The 17480-nt window shown below is 37.0% G+C and carries 20 protein-coding genes; 10 read left to right on the forward strand and 10 right to left on the reverse strand.

The annotated features are described in order from the left end of the window. The first annotated feature begins 163 nt into the window (after positions 1–163). From AO843_RS01410 to cyoE, 5 genes are all read left to right on the forward strand, one after another. Positions 164–643 (forward strand): thioredoxin family protein, encoded by a 480-nt coding sequence (locus AO843_RS01410; RefSeq protein ID WP_054609363.1) that lies wholly within the window; start codon positions 164–166, stop codon positions 641–643. Positions 644–740: 97 nt separating this feature from the next. Continuing rightward, complete coding sequence (locus AO843_RS01415) at positions 741–1442, forward strand: tetratricopeptide repeat protein (RefSeq protein ID WP_054609364.1); 702 nt, start codon at positions 741–743, stop codon at positions 1440–1442. A 115-nt stretch (positions 1443–1557) separates the two neighbouring features. Beyond that, the gene (locus AO843_RS01420) at positions 1558–2115 is read left to right on the forward strand and encodes a hypothetical protein (RefSeq protein ID WP_054609365.1); all 558 of its coding nucleotides are present in this window, start codon (positions 1558–1560) and stop codon (positions 2113–2115) included. A gap of 39 nt (positions 2116–2154) precedes the next feature. Beyond that, positions 2155–2808, forward strand: a complete 654-nt coding sequence (locus AO843_RS01425) for an alpha/beta hydrolase (protein WP_054609366.1) — start codon at positions 2155–2157, stop codon at positions 2806–2808. Between the two features lie 293 nt (positions 2809–3101). Then, on the forward strand, positions 3102–4052 hold the full coding sequence (gene cyoE / locus AO843_RS01430; RefSeq protein ID WP_054609367.1) for a heme o synthase: 951 nt from the start codon (positions 3102–3104) through the stop codon (positions 4050–4052). Positions 4053–4069: 17 nt separating this feature from the next. Here the strand turns inward: cyoE and AO843_RS01435 are convergent, their stop codons facing one another. The 6 genes from AO843_RS01435 to AO843_RS01460 all read right to left on the reverse strand — a co-directional run bounded on the left by AO843_RS01435 (position 4070) and on the right by AO843_RS01460 (position 8578). Continuing rightward, positions 4070–4804, reverse strand: a complete 735-nt coding sequence (locus AO843_RS01435) for a metallophosphoesterase (RefSeq protein WP_054609368.1) — start codon at positions 4802–4804, stop codon at positions 4070–4072. A gap of 267 nt (positions 4805–5071) precedes the next feature. Further along, the gene (locus tag AO843_RS01440; protein WP_054609369.1) at positions 5072–5521 is read right to left on the reverse strand and encodes a helix-turn-helix domain-containing protein; all 450 of its coding nucleotides are present in this window, start codon (positions 5519–5521) and stop codon (positions 5072–5074) included. 140 nt (positions 5522–5661) lie between these two features. Then, positions 5662–6066: a hypothetical protein gene (locus AO843_RS01445; RefSeq protein ID WP_054609370.1), complete on the reverse strand. Its 405-nt coding sequence runs from the start codon at positions 6064–6066 to the stop codon at positions 5662–5664. A 103-nt stretch (positions 6067–6169) separates the two neighbouring features. After that, a complete protein-coding gene (locus AO843_RS01450; RefSeq protein WP_054609371.1) occupies positions 6170–7504 on the reverse strand; it encodes a hemolysin family protein in 1335 nt (444 codons plus the stop codon). Positions 7505–7536: 32 nt separating this feature from the next. Then, positions 7537–7941 carry a MerR family transcriptional regulator gene (locus tag AO843_RS01455; protein ID WP_369814384.1) on the reverse strand — a complete coding sequence of 135 codons (405 nt, stop codon included), beginning with the start codon at positions 7939–7941 and terminating at the stop codon, positions 7537–7539. A gap of 145 nt (positions 7942–8086) precedes the next feature. Continuing rightward, on the reverse strand, positions 8087–8578 hold the full coding sequence (locus AO843_RS01460) for a hypothetical protein (RefSeq protein ID WP_231630046.1): 492 nt from the start codon (positions 8576–8578) through the stop codon (positions 8087–8089). A 195-nt stretch (positions 8579–8773) separates the two neighbouring features. On the opposite strand from AO843_RS01460, the gene AO843_RS25330 reads away from it, so the two are divergent. Further along, positions 8774–8905 (forward strand): hypothetical protein, encoded by a 132-nt coding sequence (locus AO843_RS25330; protein ID WP_255350362.1) that lies wholly within the window; start codon positions 8774–8776, stop codon positions 8903–8905. A gap of 121 nt (positions 8906–9026) precedes the next feature. On the opposite strand, the gene AO843_RS01465 is transcribed toward AO843_RS25330, so the two are convergent. The 4 genes from AO843_RS01465 to AO843_RS01480 form a co-directional block, all read right to left on the reverse strand. After that, the gene (locus AO843_RS01465; RefSeq protein ID WP_054609374.1) at positions 9027–9599 is read right to left on the reverse strand and encodes a 5' nucleotidase, NT5C type; all 573 of its coding nucleotides are present in this window, start codon (positions 9597–9599) and stop codon (positions 9027–9029) included. A gap of 12 nt (positions 9600–9611) precedes the next feature. After that, positions 9612–10727: a flavodoxin-dependent (E)-4-hydroxy-3-methylbut-2-enyl-diphosphate synthase gene (gene ispG, locus AO843_RS01470; RefSeq protein ID WP_054609375.1), complete on the reverse strand. Its 1116-nt coding sequence runs from the start codon at positions 10725–10727 to the stop codon at positions 9612–9614. A 96-nt stretch (positions 10728–10823) separates the two neighbouring features. Then, the gene (locus AO843_RS01475; RefSeq protein ID WP_054609376.1) at positions 10824–11168 is read right to left on the reverse strand and encodes a hypothetical protein; all 345 of its coding nucleotides are present in this window, start codon (positions 11166–11168) and stop codon (positions 10824–10826) included. Positions 11169–11220: 52 nt separating this feature from the next. Further along, complete coding sequence (locus tag AO843_RS01480) at positions 11221–11739, reverse strand: DUF1189 family protein (protein ID WP_054609377.1); 519 nt, start codon at positions 11737–11739, stop codon at positions 11221–11223. Positions 11740–11933: 194 nt separating this feature from the next. Here AO843_RS01480 and AO843_RS01485 point away from each other — a divergent pair, with 194 nt between their 5' ends. From AO843_RS01485 to AO843_RS01500, 4 genes are all read left to right on the forward strand, one after another. Beyond that, positions 11934–13565 carry a Na/Pi cotransporter family protein gene (locus AO843_RS01485; RefSeq protein WP_054609378.1) on the forward strand — a complete coding sequence of 544 codons (1632 nt, stop codon included), beginning with the start codon at positions 11934–11936 and terminating at the stop codon, positions 13563–13565. A gap of 67 nt (positions 13566–13632) precedes the next feature. Continuing rightward, positions 13633–14112 carry a DUF456 domain-containing protein gene (locus AO843_RS01490; RefSeq protein ID WP_054609379.1) on the forward strand — a complete coding sequence of 160 codons (480 nt, stop codon included), beginning with the start codon at positions 13633–13635 and terminating at the stop codon, positions 14110–14112. A 174-nt stretch (positions 14113–14286) separates the two neighbouring features. After that, positions 14287–14892: a superoxide dismutase gene (locus AO843_RS01495; protein ID WP_054609380.1), complete on the forward strand. Its 606-nt coding sequence runs from the start codon at positions 14287–14289 to the stop codon at positions 14890–14892. A 237-nt stretch (positions 14893–15129) separates the two neighbouring features. After that, positions 15130–17331 carry a peptidoglycan D,D-transpeptidase FtsI family protein gene (locus AO843_RS01500; RefSeq protein WP_054609381.1) on the forward strand — a complete coding sequence of 734 codons (2202 nt, stop codon included), beginning with the start codon at positions 15130–15132 and terminating at the stop codon, positions 17329–17331. The last annotated feature ends 149 nt before the right edge of the window (positions 17332–17480 follow it).

A 17480-nucleotide genomic window follows, 5' to 3' on the forward strand; every position in this document is an offset into this window, starting at 1 on the left:
CTCTCATTATGTATGTTCCCAAATATACTTAAAATTATGTTATAAATGTGAAATTTCTTTTTTAAAAGGCGAATTAGTTTACTAGGTTTTAAAAACAATTTATAATCAATCGCGGATACACTAAAACTAGGGTTTTAGTGTAAAAAAGGAGGTCACTATTCTAGTGAAAAAATTATTAATTATTGGTTCAGTTATTGTTGTATTATTTGCAGCAATCATTGTGCTTACCAATGTCTCAAACAAAAGTAAACTAGAAAGCGCAAACAACCCTTATGGCGATAAAAAGCTTAAACAAGAAACAATCGATCAATTAGATGACAAAAACTATCAAAACATTATGTTACCTGACGAATTAGAGGCAAAAATTAAAGCAGGTGAACCTGTTAATGCGTATTTCTTCAGCCCAATTTGTGTCCACTGTCAAGCATTTACACCTCAGTTAATGCCAATTGCAGATGAACTGGGTGTCGACATTGCTCAACTGAATGTCTATGAATATGAAGATCTATGGGATAAATATCATATTGAAGCAACACCAACATTTATCCGTTTTGAAGATGGTAAAGAAGTGAACCGTTTTGTAGGGGCGCTAAAAGAAGAGGATTTACGCAACTTCTTAAATACTGTAGTGTTAAAAAAATAGAACTAAAAGAGACTGTATCAAAATTTTGATCAGTCTCTTTTTATGTTGTAGTGTATACTAAAAATACTGAAAAGTTACACACTGGGGGGATTTTTAGATGTCAATGGATGATTATTTTTACAATGGTGAACTAATGAAATGTTATGAATCTGCTAAAATGGTTGCAAATGAAGAGGACAAAGCACTTGCACATAAATATATAATTTTACTTGAAGAGTATAATTTGGCTCATTATCCAAAGCCTACTTTTGATGTAGAAATACAGCATGTGGAACGTGCGGATGAAGGCTATCCAGAATCTGATGCGGTTGTAGAAATACGTGCGATCAAAGATGAAGAAGCATTTGCAAAGTGTATTAAGCAATTAGAAGAAGTTGCGAAAACAGGAACACCCAAAGACAAAGCCCAATCCTTCTTTACTCAAGGAGAGCTGTTTTTATTTGCCCATCAATACAATGAAAGTGTTCATTGCTTTCAACAAGCCGTCAAGGAAAATCCAAATAAGGCTGTTTATTGGGGAATAGCAGGACAAACGATGCACCGCTTCGGCTGGATGCCGTTTGATGCGCTTGGTTATTTGGAACAGGCGATCAATTTAGACCCGACAAATCCTCGCTGGAAATGGAATAAGGCGTTAGTTCTTATTCAATTGGCCAAGGATTTGCAAATGGCACCGTTTATGGCGAATGCTGCAATAGCTTTGGAGGAGGCATTAGCTTCTTGTGGTGAATATCAACGATCATTGAAAGATGCCATTCAAAATACAATGGATAATATGGATAGCTATGTTTTCTCTTAATTCATTCAGGATGTCTAGGGAGACATCTATAGAGATGGCTTCGTTGCCATATTTCACAATCATGGTATGATAAGAAAGAAAAAAATGATTTGTAGATATAAAGGACGGATTTTTTATGGCACAAGAAGTGGCAAATAAGTTTATTGAAAACGTATGTAATCATTTAGTTCGCAATATGAATATTACAAAGGTGGAAGACCACTTTAAAGAAACCATTGCAATGCAGCGCAATTCGGCAACAACACCCATTGATTTCTGGGACATGCTGATGATCAATATGCTCTACTTTACAGAAAATGAACAGGCATGGGAGCAAGAATTTCTGAACATGCTAGAGGCTAAAAAGTGGTTGAAGCCAGCCACTTTAGAAGAGGAATTATTGATGCATCAGATGCGTATCCGACAACAAGTTGCAGAGCAAATGGATACTGTAAAGGAAGTGTTCCATCAACAATATGAGACAGAGGGCATGACAGAGGAAGCGATCATCTATGACTATGCATATAGCTCTGCGGGGCATTCTATGCGTATGGATTTATTAACAGTTCTTGTGTCTACTCCAGAGCAATCACAAGTACTTTTTGACGCAGATCCACTAGAAACCATCCGTATTGTCAATGGATATATTGCTTACCATACAGATGGATTAATCAATAAAACAAAATTATTATAACTTTGTTACAAAGATTTACTGTGAAAGGAATATGAATACATGAATACACCATTTACTTTTAAGCATACACCACCTACAAATATGGACACTACGAAAAAATACCCTGCTATTTTTTTATTGCACGGTATGGGCAGTAATGAAGAGGACTTACCACAATTAGTACAAGATTTTCAAGAACAATGTCATATATTTAGTTTACGTGGACCAATCACACAAAAACCTGGTTATGCTTTTTTCACCATACAAGAGGTAGGGCAGCCTGATCGTGCCATCTTCGATAAAGTATTAGTGGCATTGCAACGATTTATATTAGAGGCAATCGATGAATACCAAGTTGATCCTCATAAAGTATTTTTATTAGGCTTTAGCCAAGGAGCTGTATTAGCACAATCACTAGCCTTTGTTATGGGGAATTTAGTGACGGGCATTGTGGCATTAAGTGGCTATACGCCTAAATTTGTAACAGAGGAATATTCTATTCGCTCCGTTGAACATTTACATGCCTTTATTTCCCACGGCGATTATGATTATGTTATTCCTTCTCAATGGGGAATGGAAAGTAAAGAGATTTTTGAACAATTCGGTGCCACTGTGACATTTAAACAATATCCAGATGGACATGGTGTAACATCTGATAATATGCGTGATCTTGTGGCATTTTTGGCCCAGCAACTACAGGAAGATCTTCAATAATAGAAACCGAGGCAAAATACTGCCTTGGTTTTTTTATCGATAACTAATTACTTTTCTTGAATAGTAATGATAAGAATCGAGCAAGAAGGTTCAAATTCATGCCAGTCGGTGGTATCATAGAAGATGTTGTGAATGAGCGTGCTTTATTAGATAAAAACATGTACTTTATGTGAACATAGAGACAGAACAGATCTAAAAGGGGTAAAATAATAATTTGATGTGCTAGATGCAAATTTTGTCGCTTTCTATCGATAGAGGCGTGCAGAAATTATGGAGAAAAGGAATTAAGATGAATGGAACAAAATCTGAACTCGGAGCATAAACCGCAATCCTCTGCAAAACCAAGAGGGAAATCGTCCCGCTCTACAATTTTAGCGCAAACAGTCAAAACAGGAATCATCAAATCCAATTTAATACCAATGTGGGCTGGTTTAACGCTAGGGATGTACAAAAATAAAATGACGTTCATAGACAATATACCAGAAATGATTTTTTCAACAGTTGGTTCTGCCCTTGTGATTGGAGCAGCAGGGGCCTTTAATAATGTGTATGATCGCGATATCGATGCGATAATGCCTCGTACACAAAGCAGACCGACAGTTACTGGGGAAATGTCGGCAAAATCGACTCTATCATTAGCAATTGTTATGTTAATCATCGGAGTAGCTGTGTTGGCACTTGCGTCACCATTAGCAGCGGCATTTGGTTTATTAGGTGTATTTTTATATGTAGTCCCTTATACAATGTGGACAAAGCGTCGTACAATTTATAATACAGAGATTGGTAGTATAAGTGGTGCTGTGCCGCCATTAATTGGTTGGTCTGCAGTATCGACAGATATTACACACCCCGCAATACTGGGTTTATTTTTTGTCATGGTTATCTGGCAAATGCCGCATTTTTATGCCATCGCTATTCGTAAACGTGTAGATTATGAAGCGGCAAGTGTGCCTATGCTTCCTGTTGTCAAAGGAATGCGTCGTACGTATTATCAAACCAATTTTTATTTAATTTTATTGATCCTATCAAGCTTTTTATTTGGTTCCTTAAGTGTGGGAATTATGTTGGTTGCATTATTATTAAGTGTTGCATGGCTAGTAATGAGTATTTATGGCTACCATAGTAATAAAGATCAAGTAAAATGGGCTACCAAAATGTTTGTTTTCTCACTGTTCCATATGACCATACTATTTTCAACCGTTATTGTGTACTCTTTAGTAGGTGTAATTTTTAAGTTATATTAATGGAAAAAACCAACAAGTTAATCGTCACTTGTTGGTTTTTTATGTTCTACTGATAGGATTTTACGACTTGGCCATTCAAATGCGTGTAATTGTCCGCCAAAAACTGCACCACCATCAATGCCAATAATATTGTTTTCACCGAAGTAGACACTATAATCAGTTGGGGTATGGTGAAGTCTATACGTAGGGGTATGTCCGAAGATGACTGTTTTTTCTCCATGATAACCTGCATGAAATTCTTCTCGGATCCACAGGAATTGCATGGGGTCTGTTTCTGCCATTGCAACGCCTGGTACAACTCCACCATGTACAAATATAGCATCCTCTAATTCGATATATGTTTCAAAGTTTTCAATTAACTGTAAATGTTCTTCTAGCTTTGGCAGCGTTTTGATAAAACTAGGTAATGTATGGCTAGCAATGGCCTCTTCAAAGTCTTCCAACTGGTAGCCATAGCTTGCCAGTGTCGCATCACCACCACAAAGTCCTACCCAATGGTTCCAGGGTTTAGCAAGGCCAGAACGGCAAGCGTTGAGCATGATTGCTTCATGATTGCCGAGGAGAACACGTGCTCCTTTTGCCTGTAATTCACTGACTAAATTTAATACGCCACTTGAAGTGGGGCCTCTGTCAATGTAATCACCCAGTAAATAGAGTTGATCTTCTACTGGATCATAGTTTGCTTTTAGTAATAATTCTTCAAAAAGCGCTAATTCTCCATGTATATCACTAATTGCTAGTATTCGATTCATTCATGCGCATCCTTTCTACTTTCATAGCGGTTACTATTAAGTATAGAAAATATTTCTGCAAATTTCGACTTTCCTAGCTTCGACTGGTTAACCTTCATAGAAATTTCACAGAATTCATTCTCTTTATCATATGACAAGTAATTTTTTTTCTTTATTTATTTGTCTATAGTGTATTGGATTTGAGAGAAGAAGGAGGGGTAATATCTAACAGCAGAAGCAAGGGTACTGCTTCTACTGTTAAAGCGGAGTCTAGTAGCTACTGTGAGGTTACATCTGTAGTTTTTCCCATGCTTGTTTAGCTACTTGTTCATCAAATGTTGAAATCAGACGAAAATTGTTGTTGTCTAAAATGCGGAAATGAAGGCTTATAACGTTTTGTTGTAGTCGAAACCCCCCATGCTCATGTATATTTTTCCACCATATGTATCCACCCATCGTTTTTTCTTTTGGTTGTAATGTTCCATTATTCGCAATCAAATCCACAACCTCTAATGGATCACCACCGAGCCCGTGCTGTAAAATAGTACTATCACGACACAAAGTACATACGGCAACAGTGGTTGTCCATCCAGCCAGAATACGCCCCTTTTCAATTTGGACAAGTGTTTTTTTTGATAGTCCAAGTAAATCACTCATTTGATCCTGTGTAAAAGTTTTTTCAGTACGGATTAATTTCAGTTTTTCTGAAATGAGTGTGATTAATTGTTCACGATTCATCCTAAACACCCCTTATTTTCAGATTGTTATGTCTCATTATACATGAAAGTCAAGATGTGTGTTTTTGTTTCAACTGGGGAAGGGGAAGAGCAGCGTGAAAAAAGAAAACAGACCGCCCAAAGTGAACAGTCTGCTAGAGGTTAAATTTCATATTTTTTTGTATCAGAGATGACACGGAAATGGATGCCTTTTATTTGTGCACTTACTTTATGACGGAGTGTATCAATATCAACTAGCTCTTCTTTACTTTGAACACACTCAGCGATTTCATGTAATAGCTTTGTAAAGGCTTCTTTAAATAAAGTGCGCATATTATCGAAATCTAGGCTACGGAAACTGCCATCAATATCAAAAGCTTCTACAGAATTTAATTGCTTAGAGGCACCTGCAAAACGATCATCGTAAACTGTGTAGTTTTCATCTGTTACTACGATAATATATAGTACTTCGCCTGTAATTGTTTTTAATTCAATATTTGTTTTGTGTTTTTTTACGTCTGTAATAATGTGTATACCATCTGAATGATATAGTTTAAACAATGTCATGTGTATAGCCCCCTGAAACTAGAATCATATTCCTATGTTCATTATATCGCGAAATGGCTAATAATGGAATGAAGAAATATCGTTTCGTCAGAACAGGGTACTGTTATGGCTGTACCTCTGTTATGACGGGTGCACTAATTCGTAGAGGTCGAACCTCAAGATAATGGATCTGATGTCCTTGCTGTTCATAGATACTGAAGATATAGGGAGCAAGCTCTATATTTGTGGACGCTTTTATACCATTATTCACGGTTAAGAACCAACCACCTAAAGTTTCAACTTCCTCAGCCTCTAATGTAATATTTAGTAGATTTTCAACATCTTCCACAAGCATTTTTGCATTTAATATATAATGGTTTTCAGTGATTTTACGAATATCCGCAATTTCATCATCGTCAAATTCATCACGAATTTCGCCAACAATTTCTTCTAAAATATCTTCAACTGTTACTAGACCAGATGTCCCACCGTATTCATCCATTAAAATGGCCATATGGATACGTTCTTTTTGCATGCGTACGAGTAATTCTTGAATAGGGATGGTTTCTATTACGCGAATGACTGGATTAATGAAATCTTCGATAATTAATGTATCGTCTGTAAGTTTTTCAAGTAAACCGTGCGTAAATAGTTCTTTGGCATTGATAAATCCTAAGATATTGTCGCGGTCACCCTCATAAATAGGGTAACGTGTATATTTTTCAGCAGCAAAATGATGAATGATACTCGTAAACGTGTCATTTCGTTCTATCCCAACAATTTCTGTTCGGGGAACCATGATTTCCCGAGCAATACGTTCATCAAACTCAAAGACGTTATTCACATATTTGAGCTCTGTTTTATTGATTTCACCACTTTTAAAGCTTTCAGACATCAATAATCTTAATTCTTCCTCTGTATGTGAAAGCTCATGTTCACTTGCTGGCTTCATACCGAATAAACCGATCAAAACCCGTGCTGAGCCGTTCAAGAACCAAATAAATGGGTACATGATTTTATAGAAAAACATAATGGGCTTCGCGAAAAGAAGGGTAATCGTTTCAGCCTTTTGAATAGCTGCCGTTTTTGGGGCTAGTTCGCCGACAACAACATGTAAAAACGTTGCGATTGCAAAGGCTGAACCAATGGTAAAGATCGTCATATATTTATCTGAAATGCCAATCATTTCAAATAGCGGGTGAAGCATAAATTCAAAGGTCTTTTCACCAACCATACCAATACCAAGAGCTGTTACTGTAATTCCTAATTGACAGGCAGACAAATATTCATCTAAATGATTGACAACTTGTTTGGCAGCAATGGCTTTTTTATTGCCCTCTGCAATAAGCTGTTCAAGTCTTGAGGAACGTACCTTTACAATGGCGAATTCTGTTGCCACGAAAAAACCTGTTAAAGCTAATAAAATGGTAAAAATGGATAAGTTTATAATGGTCTCCAAATAGTCGTTCTGTAAAAACAGAACGTCACCTCCTAATTATGAATAAGTAAAAGTAAGGATTGCATTAATGCAATACTTTCAGGCGAAACATTTTTCTTAATGGTTTCAATTTTTTTATAATCTTGCTCGTTCATTTGTTCTAGCAGAGAAGCTACATCATGCTCTAAATCTTGCATTTTTAAACGAAGCATTTGTACATCGATTTCTTCATAGGGTGTGATATTTAATTCATGTTGGATTTCCACAAGTGATAGCCCCTGTTGTTTGCGCTGTTCAATAAATTGAAGTCGTTCAATCATGGCGGGATCATAGTAGCGATAATTTGTTGCAGAACGTTCGGCATCCAACAAGCCAATATTTGTATAATAATCAATTGTTCGTTTAGTAATACCTGTTTTTTCAGCAAGTTCGCCAATTTTTAATTTCTCTGTCCCAATGCAAACACCTCCAAACCATCACGTTATACTTTTGATTATAACGTGATGGTTTTATATTATTCAAATGATAGCCTCCGATATTTCAAAATTGTAAGACTTCTTAAAAAAAATAACGTTTCTGCCAGTTTTTATGGCAGAAACGTTATTAGTTTAATGAAAGTAAATAGGTATCGTATAGATGATGGAGTGCTTTTTCTCCATTTTTTTGTAAGAGAATTTCATTGTTATTCATAACCGTCACATTAGTCTGAGAGCTATCAAATTTATCATCGTTTATTTTACATGTAATGGTTACAACACCTGATTCAGCAAGCTTTTCTTTCAACTCATCATTCCATGGTTGATCAGAAAATAGTGGGGGTTGCCAGGTGCCTCTCACATGAAGCTCATTTTTTTCAGGGTCATAATCCCAGCGTATGTCACGTAAAATAGTTTTAAATAGGTCATTAACCGTAAAAGATGTATCTTTATAGTTAATGTCTAAAGCGCGTATTGCATGTACATCTCGACTAACTGCACTAGCTGCAGAGTTTGCCGCTGTGTTGATGCCTGAAGCCGCATCTTTAATTTCTGATAATCGATCACCACAGCCTGTCAGTAGGGCGAATATGCATGTCATACTAGCTATTTTTGTCATCCATTTCACAAGTAGTCCCTCCAGTCTAGCAAGTTGTTATTACTATCTTATCGAAAAGAAAAATACGAAGAAAGGGCATGAAAGCGGTAGATTGTGACGGTTTTGCAACGATGCGACTTCCACTCGATTGTTCAGCATTTGGGAAGTATAAGAGTCTGAAAATTTAGTAAAAAACAAGAAGAAAGGGAGCGGTTTGTGATGAAAATTAATGATGAAATTCTGGATCGTTTAGGAACTTATTTTGTTTATCATGCTGTCTATGATACGTATGGCATTACCTTTGAAAATTTTGTGGAGCGTTGGTTACGGGGAATTCTGGAGGTATAGTGAAAAATAATGAGGCTTCACCGTCATTACGTTCTATTTTTTGAGCTGCTCGTCAAAAAATAATGACATCCGCCGAATGCAAATAAAAGAGTCGTGTTCTTTGTCTGAACACGACTCTACTTTATTTGAAATAATTTGTGATAAATTGATTGGCTTCTTGCCAGTTATAAACCCTTACAACATTGTCTGGAACAGTAAGACGATTATAAGGCGTATCAAATAACACCACAGGTATTTTTAGCTCTTCAGCTAGCATAACCGCATTATCGTGTTTATCCTCAAAGAAAGCTTCTACATGATGCTTTTTTGCAACGGCTAACTTATCATGGCTACCTAAGAGCTCGATATGGTCATAAGGAATAGCCTGAGTATTAAACCAATTTACAGTAATGTCTGCTACATTTTCGCCCCGTGCAGAAATATAGTAGAGCTCAAAATTACTTTTCCATGCAGTTAGAATATTCTTTGCATCTTTTGCCACTTCTGAAACTTCGTACATATAAGGCTCATTTTCCTTAAACCATGTATTAAATGCACTTCGATCAACGGGGTGTGGGAAGGCCGATAAAAAATCATATTCACATACATCATCAAGCGTAATATTTACGTTGTATTGTTTATTAATATGTGGAATGAGTGTACTTGGACATGTTACAGTCCCATCAATATCAATACCAAAGCGGGGCTTTTTCATGTTAGTACCTCCTTAGGCATTCGCTTTTTGTGCTTCTTCTGCTGCGCGTTTTTCTTCCATTTCTGCCGCTAATTTATCAATTTCTTTTTTCAACTCTTCAACCATTGTTTCTTCAGGGACTTTACGAACCGTTTTCCCTTTCATGAATAGTAAACCTTCACCACGAGCACCAGCAATACCAATATCGGCTTCACGTGCTTCACCAGGTCCGTTTACCGCACAGCCTAATACTGCTACCTTTAAAGGTACTTTCAATTTAGAAATATACTCTTCTACTTCATTGGCAATGGAAATTAAATCAATCTCAATGCGTCCACATGTTGGACAAGAAATCAGTGTTGCCATATTAGAAGCTAGACCAAAAGATTTTAATAGTTCACGTGCTACTTTTACTTCCTCTACAGGGTCAGCTGATAGTGAAATACGTAATGTGTTACCAATCCCTTTTGAAAGGATGGCTCCTAGTCCAGCTGCTGACTTTACGGTACCAGCAAATAGCGTACCTGATTCTGTTATACCTAAATGAAGCGGGTAATTAAAGGCCTTAGAAGCTTTTTCATAGGCTTCAATGGCAAGATTTACGTCCGATGCCTTCATCGATACGATAATATCGTGGAAGTCCAAGTCTTCCAAGATTTTAATATGGTGAAGCGCAGACTCAACCATACCATCGGCTGTTGGATAACCGTATTTTTCTAAAATATGACGCTCTAAGGAACCAGCGTTTACACCAATACGGATTGGAATACCTTTTGCTTTAGCTGCATTCACGACAGCTTCTACTTTCTCTTTACGACCAATATTACCTGGGTTAATACGTACTTTATCGATACCATTTTCAATGGCTTTTAATGCTAATCTATAGTCAAAATGAATATCAGCTACTAATGGTATATGGATACGTTTTTTGATTTCGGCAATCGCATCTGCTGCACGTTCATCCGGAACTGCAACACGAACTATTTGACAGCCTGCTTCTTCAAGTCGAAGAATTTCTGCAACTGTTGCTTCTACATCATGTGTTTTCGTTGTACACATACTTTGAATGAATAATTCATTACTACCACCAATTGTTAAGTTACCGACACATACAGGACGTGTATTTGAACGGTGACAAATTTCACTCATTAACTTTCTCTCCTTTTCGGGCCACTATTTTCAGCCGTCACTGTCATTTATTTTAGCAGTGTAAGAAAATAAGGACAAGGAAGAAACGCTAACTTTTCATTTTCCACATTTGTTTTCAAATTCAAATGTAAGCGGAAGCTTAATATTTTCACCAGGAATTAGTTCCTGTAATTGTAAGTGTGGGTTTAAGTTGTAAAATAGTTGTAAGCGTTCTGGAAAGGTCATGGGAACTTTTGCAGGGTGTAGAGCAAATAAACTATGAATAGTATCTCCTTCAATTGTTTGTACCGTGATATAATTTGGCTCACGCTGTTGTGCACAAAGGCCGTTTTCTGTATTTTTTTTCTGTATAGATGTAAGTGGTATGGACCCCTCCGTTAAATCTACTTTCACGACAAAAGCGATTACGATGATGATCGCTGTTAATAGGAATGCCCGCAAAAAATCCCCTCCTTTTCTACACTATATTTAGGAGAGGGGGGATTCATGCATATTATTTTGACATTGGTTGTTTTGGATATTTTGTAAAGGACACAATTAATAGAACGATGGTTAGTAATAAAGAGAAAACAGAGATTATGCTACTGTTAATTGGTAAATAGTCTGCTAGCATCGACAGTAATGTTGCCCAAGTGATGGCAAACGTTGTTGTCCGCCAAATATGACGGTATTCCCCACGACGCTTCATGACTTTTAAGATAAATAAACCAGCTAAGGCATAGAGGGCAATTTGTGCAAAAATCAGCATGCTTGTAAAGACAAAAAGCATTAAGAACGTGAACGGATATAAGAGCCACTTAATGCCATCTATGTATTCAGTTAAACCATTTAAACTGTTCATATCAAACGTATCAACAGACATACCTGCTGCAAACCGCCCTAAAGAGAATACGGTTACAAGGGTAATGAGTAGAAAAGTATATTGAATAACTTTTCCGATAGGTAGTAAACGATAGGCTGCTAGTTTTTTGGGATGAATGAGACTATCGATAAAAAGCTGTGAGTGTTTCATACTATATCTCCTCCAATCGATATTTTAACATGTTCAAAGAGTACAGGGTATGAAAGAAGTATAAATGAAGAGAGACTTGATGATAAAATGTTAACATTATGTAAAGAAGTTAAAGGATTTCTTTACTTTTTGTTTGTAATCAATTAAAGATTAGAAATAGAGTAGTAGAGACGTAGGAATTGGAGCGAAAACAATTGACAATAGATTGGCAAAGCATACTCTTTCAGTTTTTAGGTGGGTTAGGAGTCTTTTTATTTTCCATTAAATTCATGGGTGATGGGCTTCAGAAATCAGCGGATGATCGGTTACGCGAATGGTTAAATCGCTTTACAACTAACCCAATCATGGGAGTCTTAGTGGGCATATTTGTTACGATTTGCATTCAGTCAAGTTCTGCAACGACAGTCATAACTGTAGGGTTAGTGAGTGCCGGATTTTTAACGCTACGTCAAGCAATCGGCGTGATTATGGGGGCAAATATTGGTACAACCATTACAGCATTTATTATTGGCATTAATATTGGTATCTATTTTTATCCCTTGTTGGCAATTGGTGCAGGCTGTTTATTTTTCTTGAAAAAAGCAACATATCAGCATATCGGTCAAATTCTTTTTGGCTTTGGTGGTTTATTTTTAGGGCTAGAGTTGATGAGTGCTAGTATGCAGTCGCTACATCAACTTGCAGATTTTGCATCGTTAACGCTTCATTTAAGCAATCAACCAATTTTAGGGATATTTTTAGGCACCGTTTTTACCTTACTTGTACAAAGCTCTACGGCCACGGTCGGTGTACTACAAGGTTTATATGCTGAACATTTGATCGGTTTAAACAGTGCCTTACCAATTTTATTTGGTGAAAATATTGGCACGACCATTACAGCGGTATTAGCGTCACTAGGTGCTTCGATTTATGCGAAACGTGCAGCCGCTGCACATGTACTTTTTAATATTATTGGTACGTTTATTTTCATGCTATTCTTCACACCATTTATGCAATATGTTCAATGGGTAAGCGAGTTATTTCATTTAGAACCTCGTATGCAAATTGCGATTGCTCATGGCTCGTTCAATGTATTTAATATGATGATTCAATTGCCATTTATTGCAGGATTAGCAACCTTAGTAACGAAATTGCTACCAGGACATGACGGCCATATTAATGTCACAACGAAACATTTAGATCCTTCTTTTATTGATTCTTCTCCAGCGATTGCGTTGGGTCAAGCCAAAGAGGAGGTATTACGAATGGGTGAACATGCTTTACGTGGTTTAGAAGAAACGTTTTTATACATGAAAACAGGTGAAGCTGAACACGTCCCTACAGTTTTACAATTAGAGGCTGGCCTCAATCATCTAGATAATGAAATTACCGATTATTTAGTCATGGTGTCTAAGCAGCCCCTTTCTCGTGCAGACTCAGTAAGACATCATACACTATTAACAAATGTGCGAGACTTTGAACGTATTGGTGATCACTTTGAAAATATTTTAGAGCTTTTACAATATAAGGATCATCATGAAGTGAGCTTAAGTAAATCTGCAAGACAAGATCTAATTGGCATGTTTAGTTTAGCTATAGAGGCTGTCCGTAAAAGTATACAGGCTTTAGATACAGCAAGCTTAAGTTTAGCTCAAGAAGTAACGGAGTTAGAAAGCTTGATAGATGATATGGAGGATAAACTTCGTCAGAAACATATTGCACGCTTGAATACCAATGAATGCAGTGGTGCTGCAGGAATTGTCTATATGGACATTGTAAGTAACCTGGAGCGAATTGGTGACCATGCGGTAAATATTGCAGACTCTATTTTAGGCATTCGTCATTAACTAGATGAAACTTTTCACTTTGTTAGTTCGTATGAAAGACAACGTACGATAAAAGGAGAGAAACTTTATGGAAGTTGTTGGCTGGATCTTAGTATTAGCCTGCTTTATTATTTCATTTGTTGGTTTAGTCTATCCGATCATCCCAGGTGTCCTGTTTTTAGTAGGCGGATTTTTGCTATATGGTTTATTTTTCTCCTTCGCCGAGTTAAGCTGGTGGTTCTGGATTATTGAAATATTATTTGTAGTGCTGTTATTTGGTGCGGATACAGTGGCGAATGCATTTGGCATTAAAAAGTTTGGCGGCTCAAACGCAGGAATGTGGGGAAGCACCATTGGATTATTAATTGGCCCATTCGTCATCCCCGTGGCTGGTATTCTAATTGGTCCATTTTTAGGGGCAGTCATTGCTGAATTAATAGTGGAGAAACGGACATTTAGTGAGGCTGTGAAAAGTGGTGTTGGCTCATTAATAGGCTTTTTAACCTCCACTATTGCTAAGGCTGTTATTCAAATTGTGATGATCATTGTATTTTATATCGCGATTTAATATTTACGTTTGAAGTTTAATGAATGGGACTAGTGGGTAAGATAGTAAACGTATTGGTTTTTCAGTCAAAAGGCTGAAATCTTCTAATTGAAGTATTTTTCGTTGAATGGTTTGACCAATTTTGATAATCTAATGATGTACTAAATATTTCTTATTTTAGGGAGGAACTTAACAATGGCTTACGAATTACCACAATTAACTTACGCTTATGACGCATTAGAACCACATATCGATGCAAAAACAATGGAAATTCACCATTCTAAACACCACAATACTTATGTAACAAACTTAAACGCAGCAGTAGAAGGAACTGAATTTGCTGAAAAAGACATTAACGACTTAATCGCAAACCTTGACGCTCTTCCAGCTGACAAACAAACTGCTGTACGCAACAACGGTGGCGGACATGCTAACCATACATTATTCTGGGAAGTAATCGCTCCTGGCGGTTCTAATACTCCAGTTGGTGATGTAGCAAAAGCAATCGATGCGAAATTCGGTTCTTTCGATGCTTTCAAAGAAGAATTTGCAAAAGCTGCTACAACTCGCTTCGGTTCAGGCTGGGCATGGTTAATCGTGGATGGTGACTCAGTAGCTGTTACGTCTACTCCAAACCAAGACTCTCCAGTAATGGAAGGTAAAAAACCAGTTCTAGGCTTAGATGTTTGGGAACATGCATACTACTTAAACTACCAAAACCGTCGTCCAGATTATATCGGTGCATTCTGGAACGTAGTAAACTGGGATGTAGTAGAAGCTAAATTCCAAGCTGCTAAATAATTATTAATAGTAAACGGCTATGCTAAGGTGAGGAATCACCGAGGCATAGCCTTTTTTATTGGATATAAATGCAAAAGAAAAGGATAAAACAACTAGGGCAACCTTTCCACTTTATATACCGTCCAATAAATGATGTTTCCATAATAATTCTTAAGTGCATGCTTTCCTGTCAAACCTACGAATGGTATACTAAGTATCGTGTATTGAAATGAACAAAAGATAAGGAGGGGAATACATATGCGCAAAGCACCAGGGAAAAATCGCGCAGCGAGTGTTAAAGCTAAACATCACTCTAATTTAACATTTCGTATGAATATCCTTTTCTTTGCAATATTTATCGTATTTTCAATGTTAATATTTAGACTTGGCTATATGCAAATCGTTAAAGGGGAAGATTATGTACGCGATTTAGAGCGTAAAGAAGAGGTACCTGTTAATACAAGTGTGCCAAGGGGACGTATGTATGATCGATACGGCCGTATTTTAGTAGACAATCATCCAGAAAATGCGATTACGTATACGAAAATGCAAACGACCACAACAGAAGAAATGCTAAACATAGCCGAAAAGGTGGCACAATTAATTGAGCAACCAACGAATCGTGTCACATTGCGTGATAAACAAGATTTTTGGATTATCAAAAATCATGACCCTGCCTATGAAAAAGTTACAGATGCTGAAGAAGCTAAAATTCGAGCGAAAGAAAATATTACAACAAGTCAAATCAATGCAGAGATTGATAAACTAGTACGCGAACGCATTACCAATGAAGAACTTTTGCAATTGACAGAGAAAGACTTAGAAGTATTAGCAATCTTTAGAGAGATGGCATCTGGTTATAATCTATCACCTCAAATTATAAAAAGTGAAAATGTTTCGGCAGATGAATTTGCACGTGTCTCCGAGCGTTTAACTGAACTACCAGGGGTCAACACAACAACAGATTGGAAACGAGTAAAACTATCATCACTATCCATTCTTGGTCGTACAACTGTACCAACAAAAGGGATCCCAAAAGAGAAGCTGAATTTTTATTTAGCCCGTGACTATTCACGAAATGACCGAGTAGGGGAAAGTTATATTGAAGCGCAATATGAAGAGTTACTACAAGGCCAAAAAACAGTTGTCAAAAATATTACCAATAAAAAAGGACAGGTAGTCGATACCATTACAACTTATGAGGGTGAACCTGGTAAAGATTTAATATTATCACTGGATAGTGAGCTACAGGCTGAAACCGAGAAGATTGTAGAAGAAGAACTGCTTAAATTAAAATCACAAGGGGCTTCGTCATTGCTTGATCGTGCCTTTTTAGTAATGATGGACCCGAATACAGGCGATATTTTATCAATGGTCGGTAAAAAAATTGAGAATAATACTGAAACAGGAAAATATGAGGTACTCGATTATTCGTATGGCACCTTTACAACAGCTTATGAGGCAGGTTCTGCAGTTAAGGCAGCAACATTACTAGCTGGTTACAATCTAGGAGCCATTACTCCAAGCACAATATTAGGAGATGAACCAATCTGGTTAAAGGGTACTGATTCAAAAAAATCAATTTTTAATCATGGAGGCTATATTTCAATGGATGGTTTAAGTGCATTAGAGCAATCTTCAAACGTTTATATGTTTAAAACAGCTCTGCTTATTAATGGAACACCATATAGCTATAGAATGCCTCTTCTTTTAAATCAAAACACATTCCCGAAAATGCGTAATTCTTATGCACAATTTGGGTTAGGTGTAAAAACAGGAATTGATTTACCAAATGAATTTAGCGGTGTAAGAGGTCCCTCTGGTCCTACAGATGGAGGGAAAATACTCGACTTAGCGATTGGACAATATGATACGTATACACCATTACAATTAGCACAGTATATTTCTACAGTAGCAAATGGTGGTTATCGTATTCAGCCACATGTTGTCAAAGAAGTGCGTGAACCATCAAAAGATGGGCAATCGCTAGGCCAATTAGTGACTGAGATAGGACCAACTATTTTAAATCAAATTGATAATCCACTATCTGATCTTAACTATGTGAAACAAGGGCTACGTCGTGTTTATACAGGTTCAAAGGGTACAGCTAAAAGACAATTTGGGAATGCACCATATACAGCGGCTGGGAAAACTGGAACAGCTGAAGTAATGTATTACGGGGATTTACGACAGTATTGGGGTCAGTACTCCCTTACTTATACACATGTTGGCTTTGCGCCATATGAAAATCCAGAAATTGCCTATGCCGTAGTTATTCCTTGGGCATCAACAAACCCTAATCAACCTTTTTCGGCTAATAATGATATTGCAAGAAAGGCTCTGGATAAATATTTCGAGTTAAAAGCAAAATATAAATCTGAAAAAGTGACAGAAAGTGATGTTAAACAAACAATTTTACCTGCTATTACAAAAGACAAAATTGGTGAAGATGAGGAATAATAAGAAATACCGCTAGCGCATTCCAATGCATTAACTGCACCTCTATTGTTATGATATGCTCCCCAATAAGTAGACAGATTAAAAAATAAAATCTGTTTGCCGATTGGGGAGATTTTTTATGCGAAAATACAGCTTTTCAAAAGAAGTAA

Origin of the sequence: Lysinibacillus sp. ZYM-1 (assembly GCF_001308875.1) — a bacterium.
Taxonomy (GTDB): Bacteria; Bacillota; Bacilli; order Bacillales_A; family Planococcaceae; genus Lysinibacillus.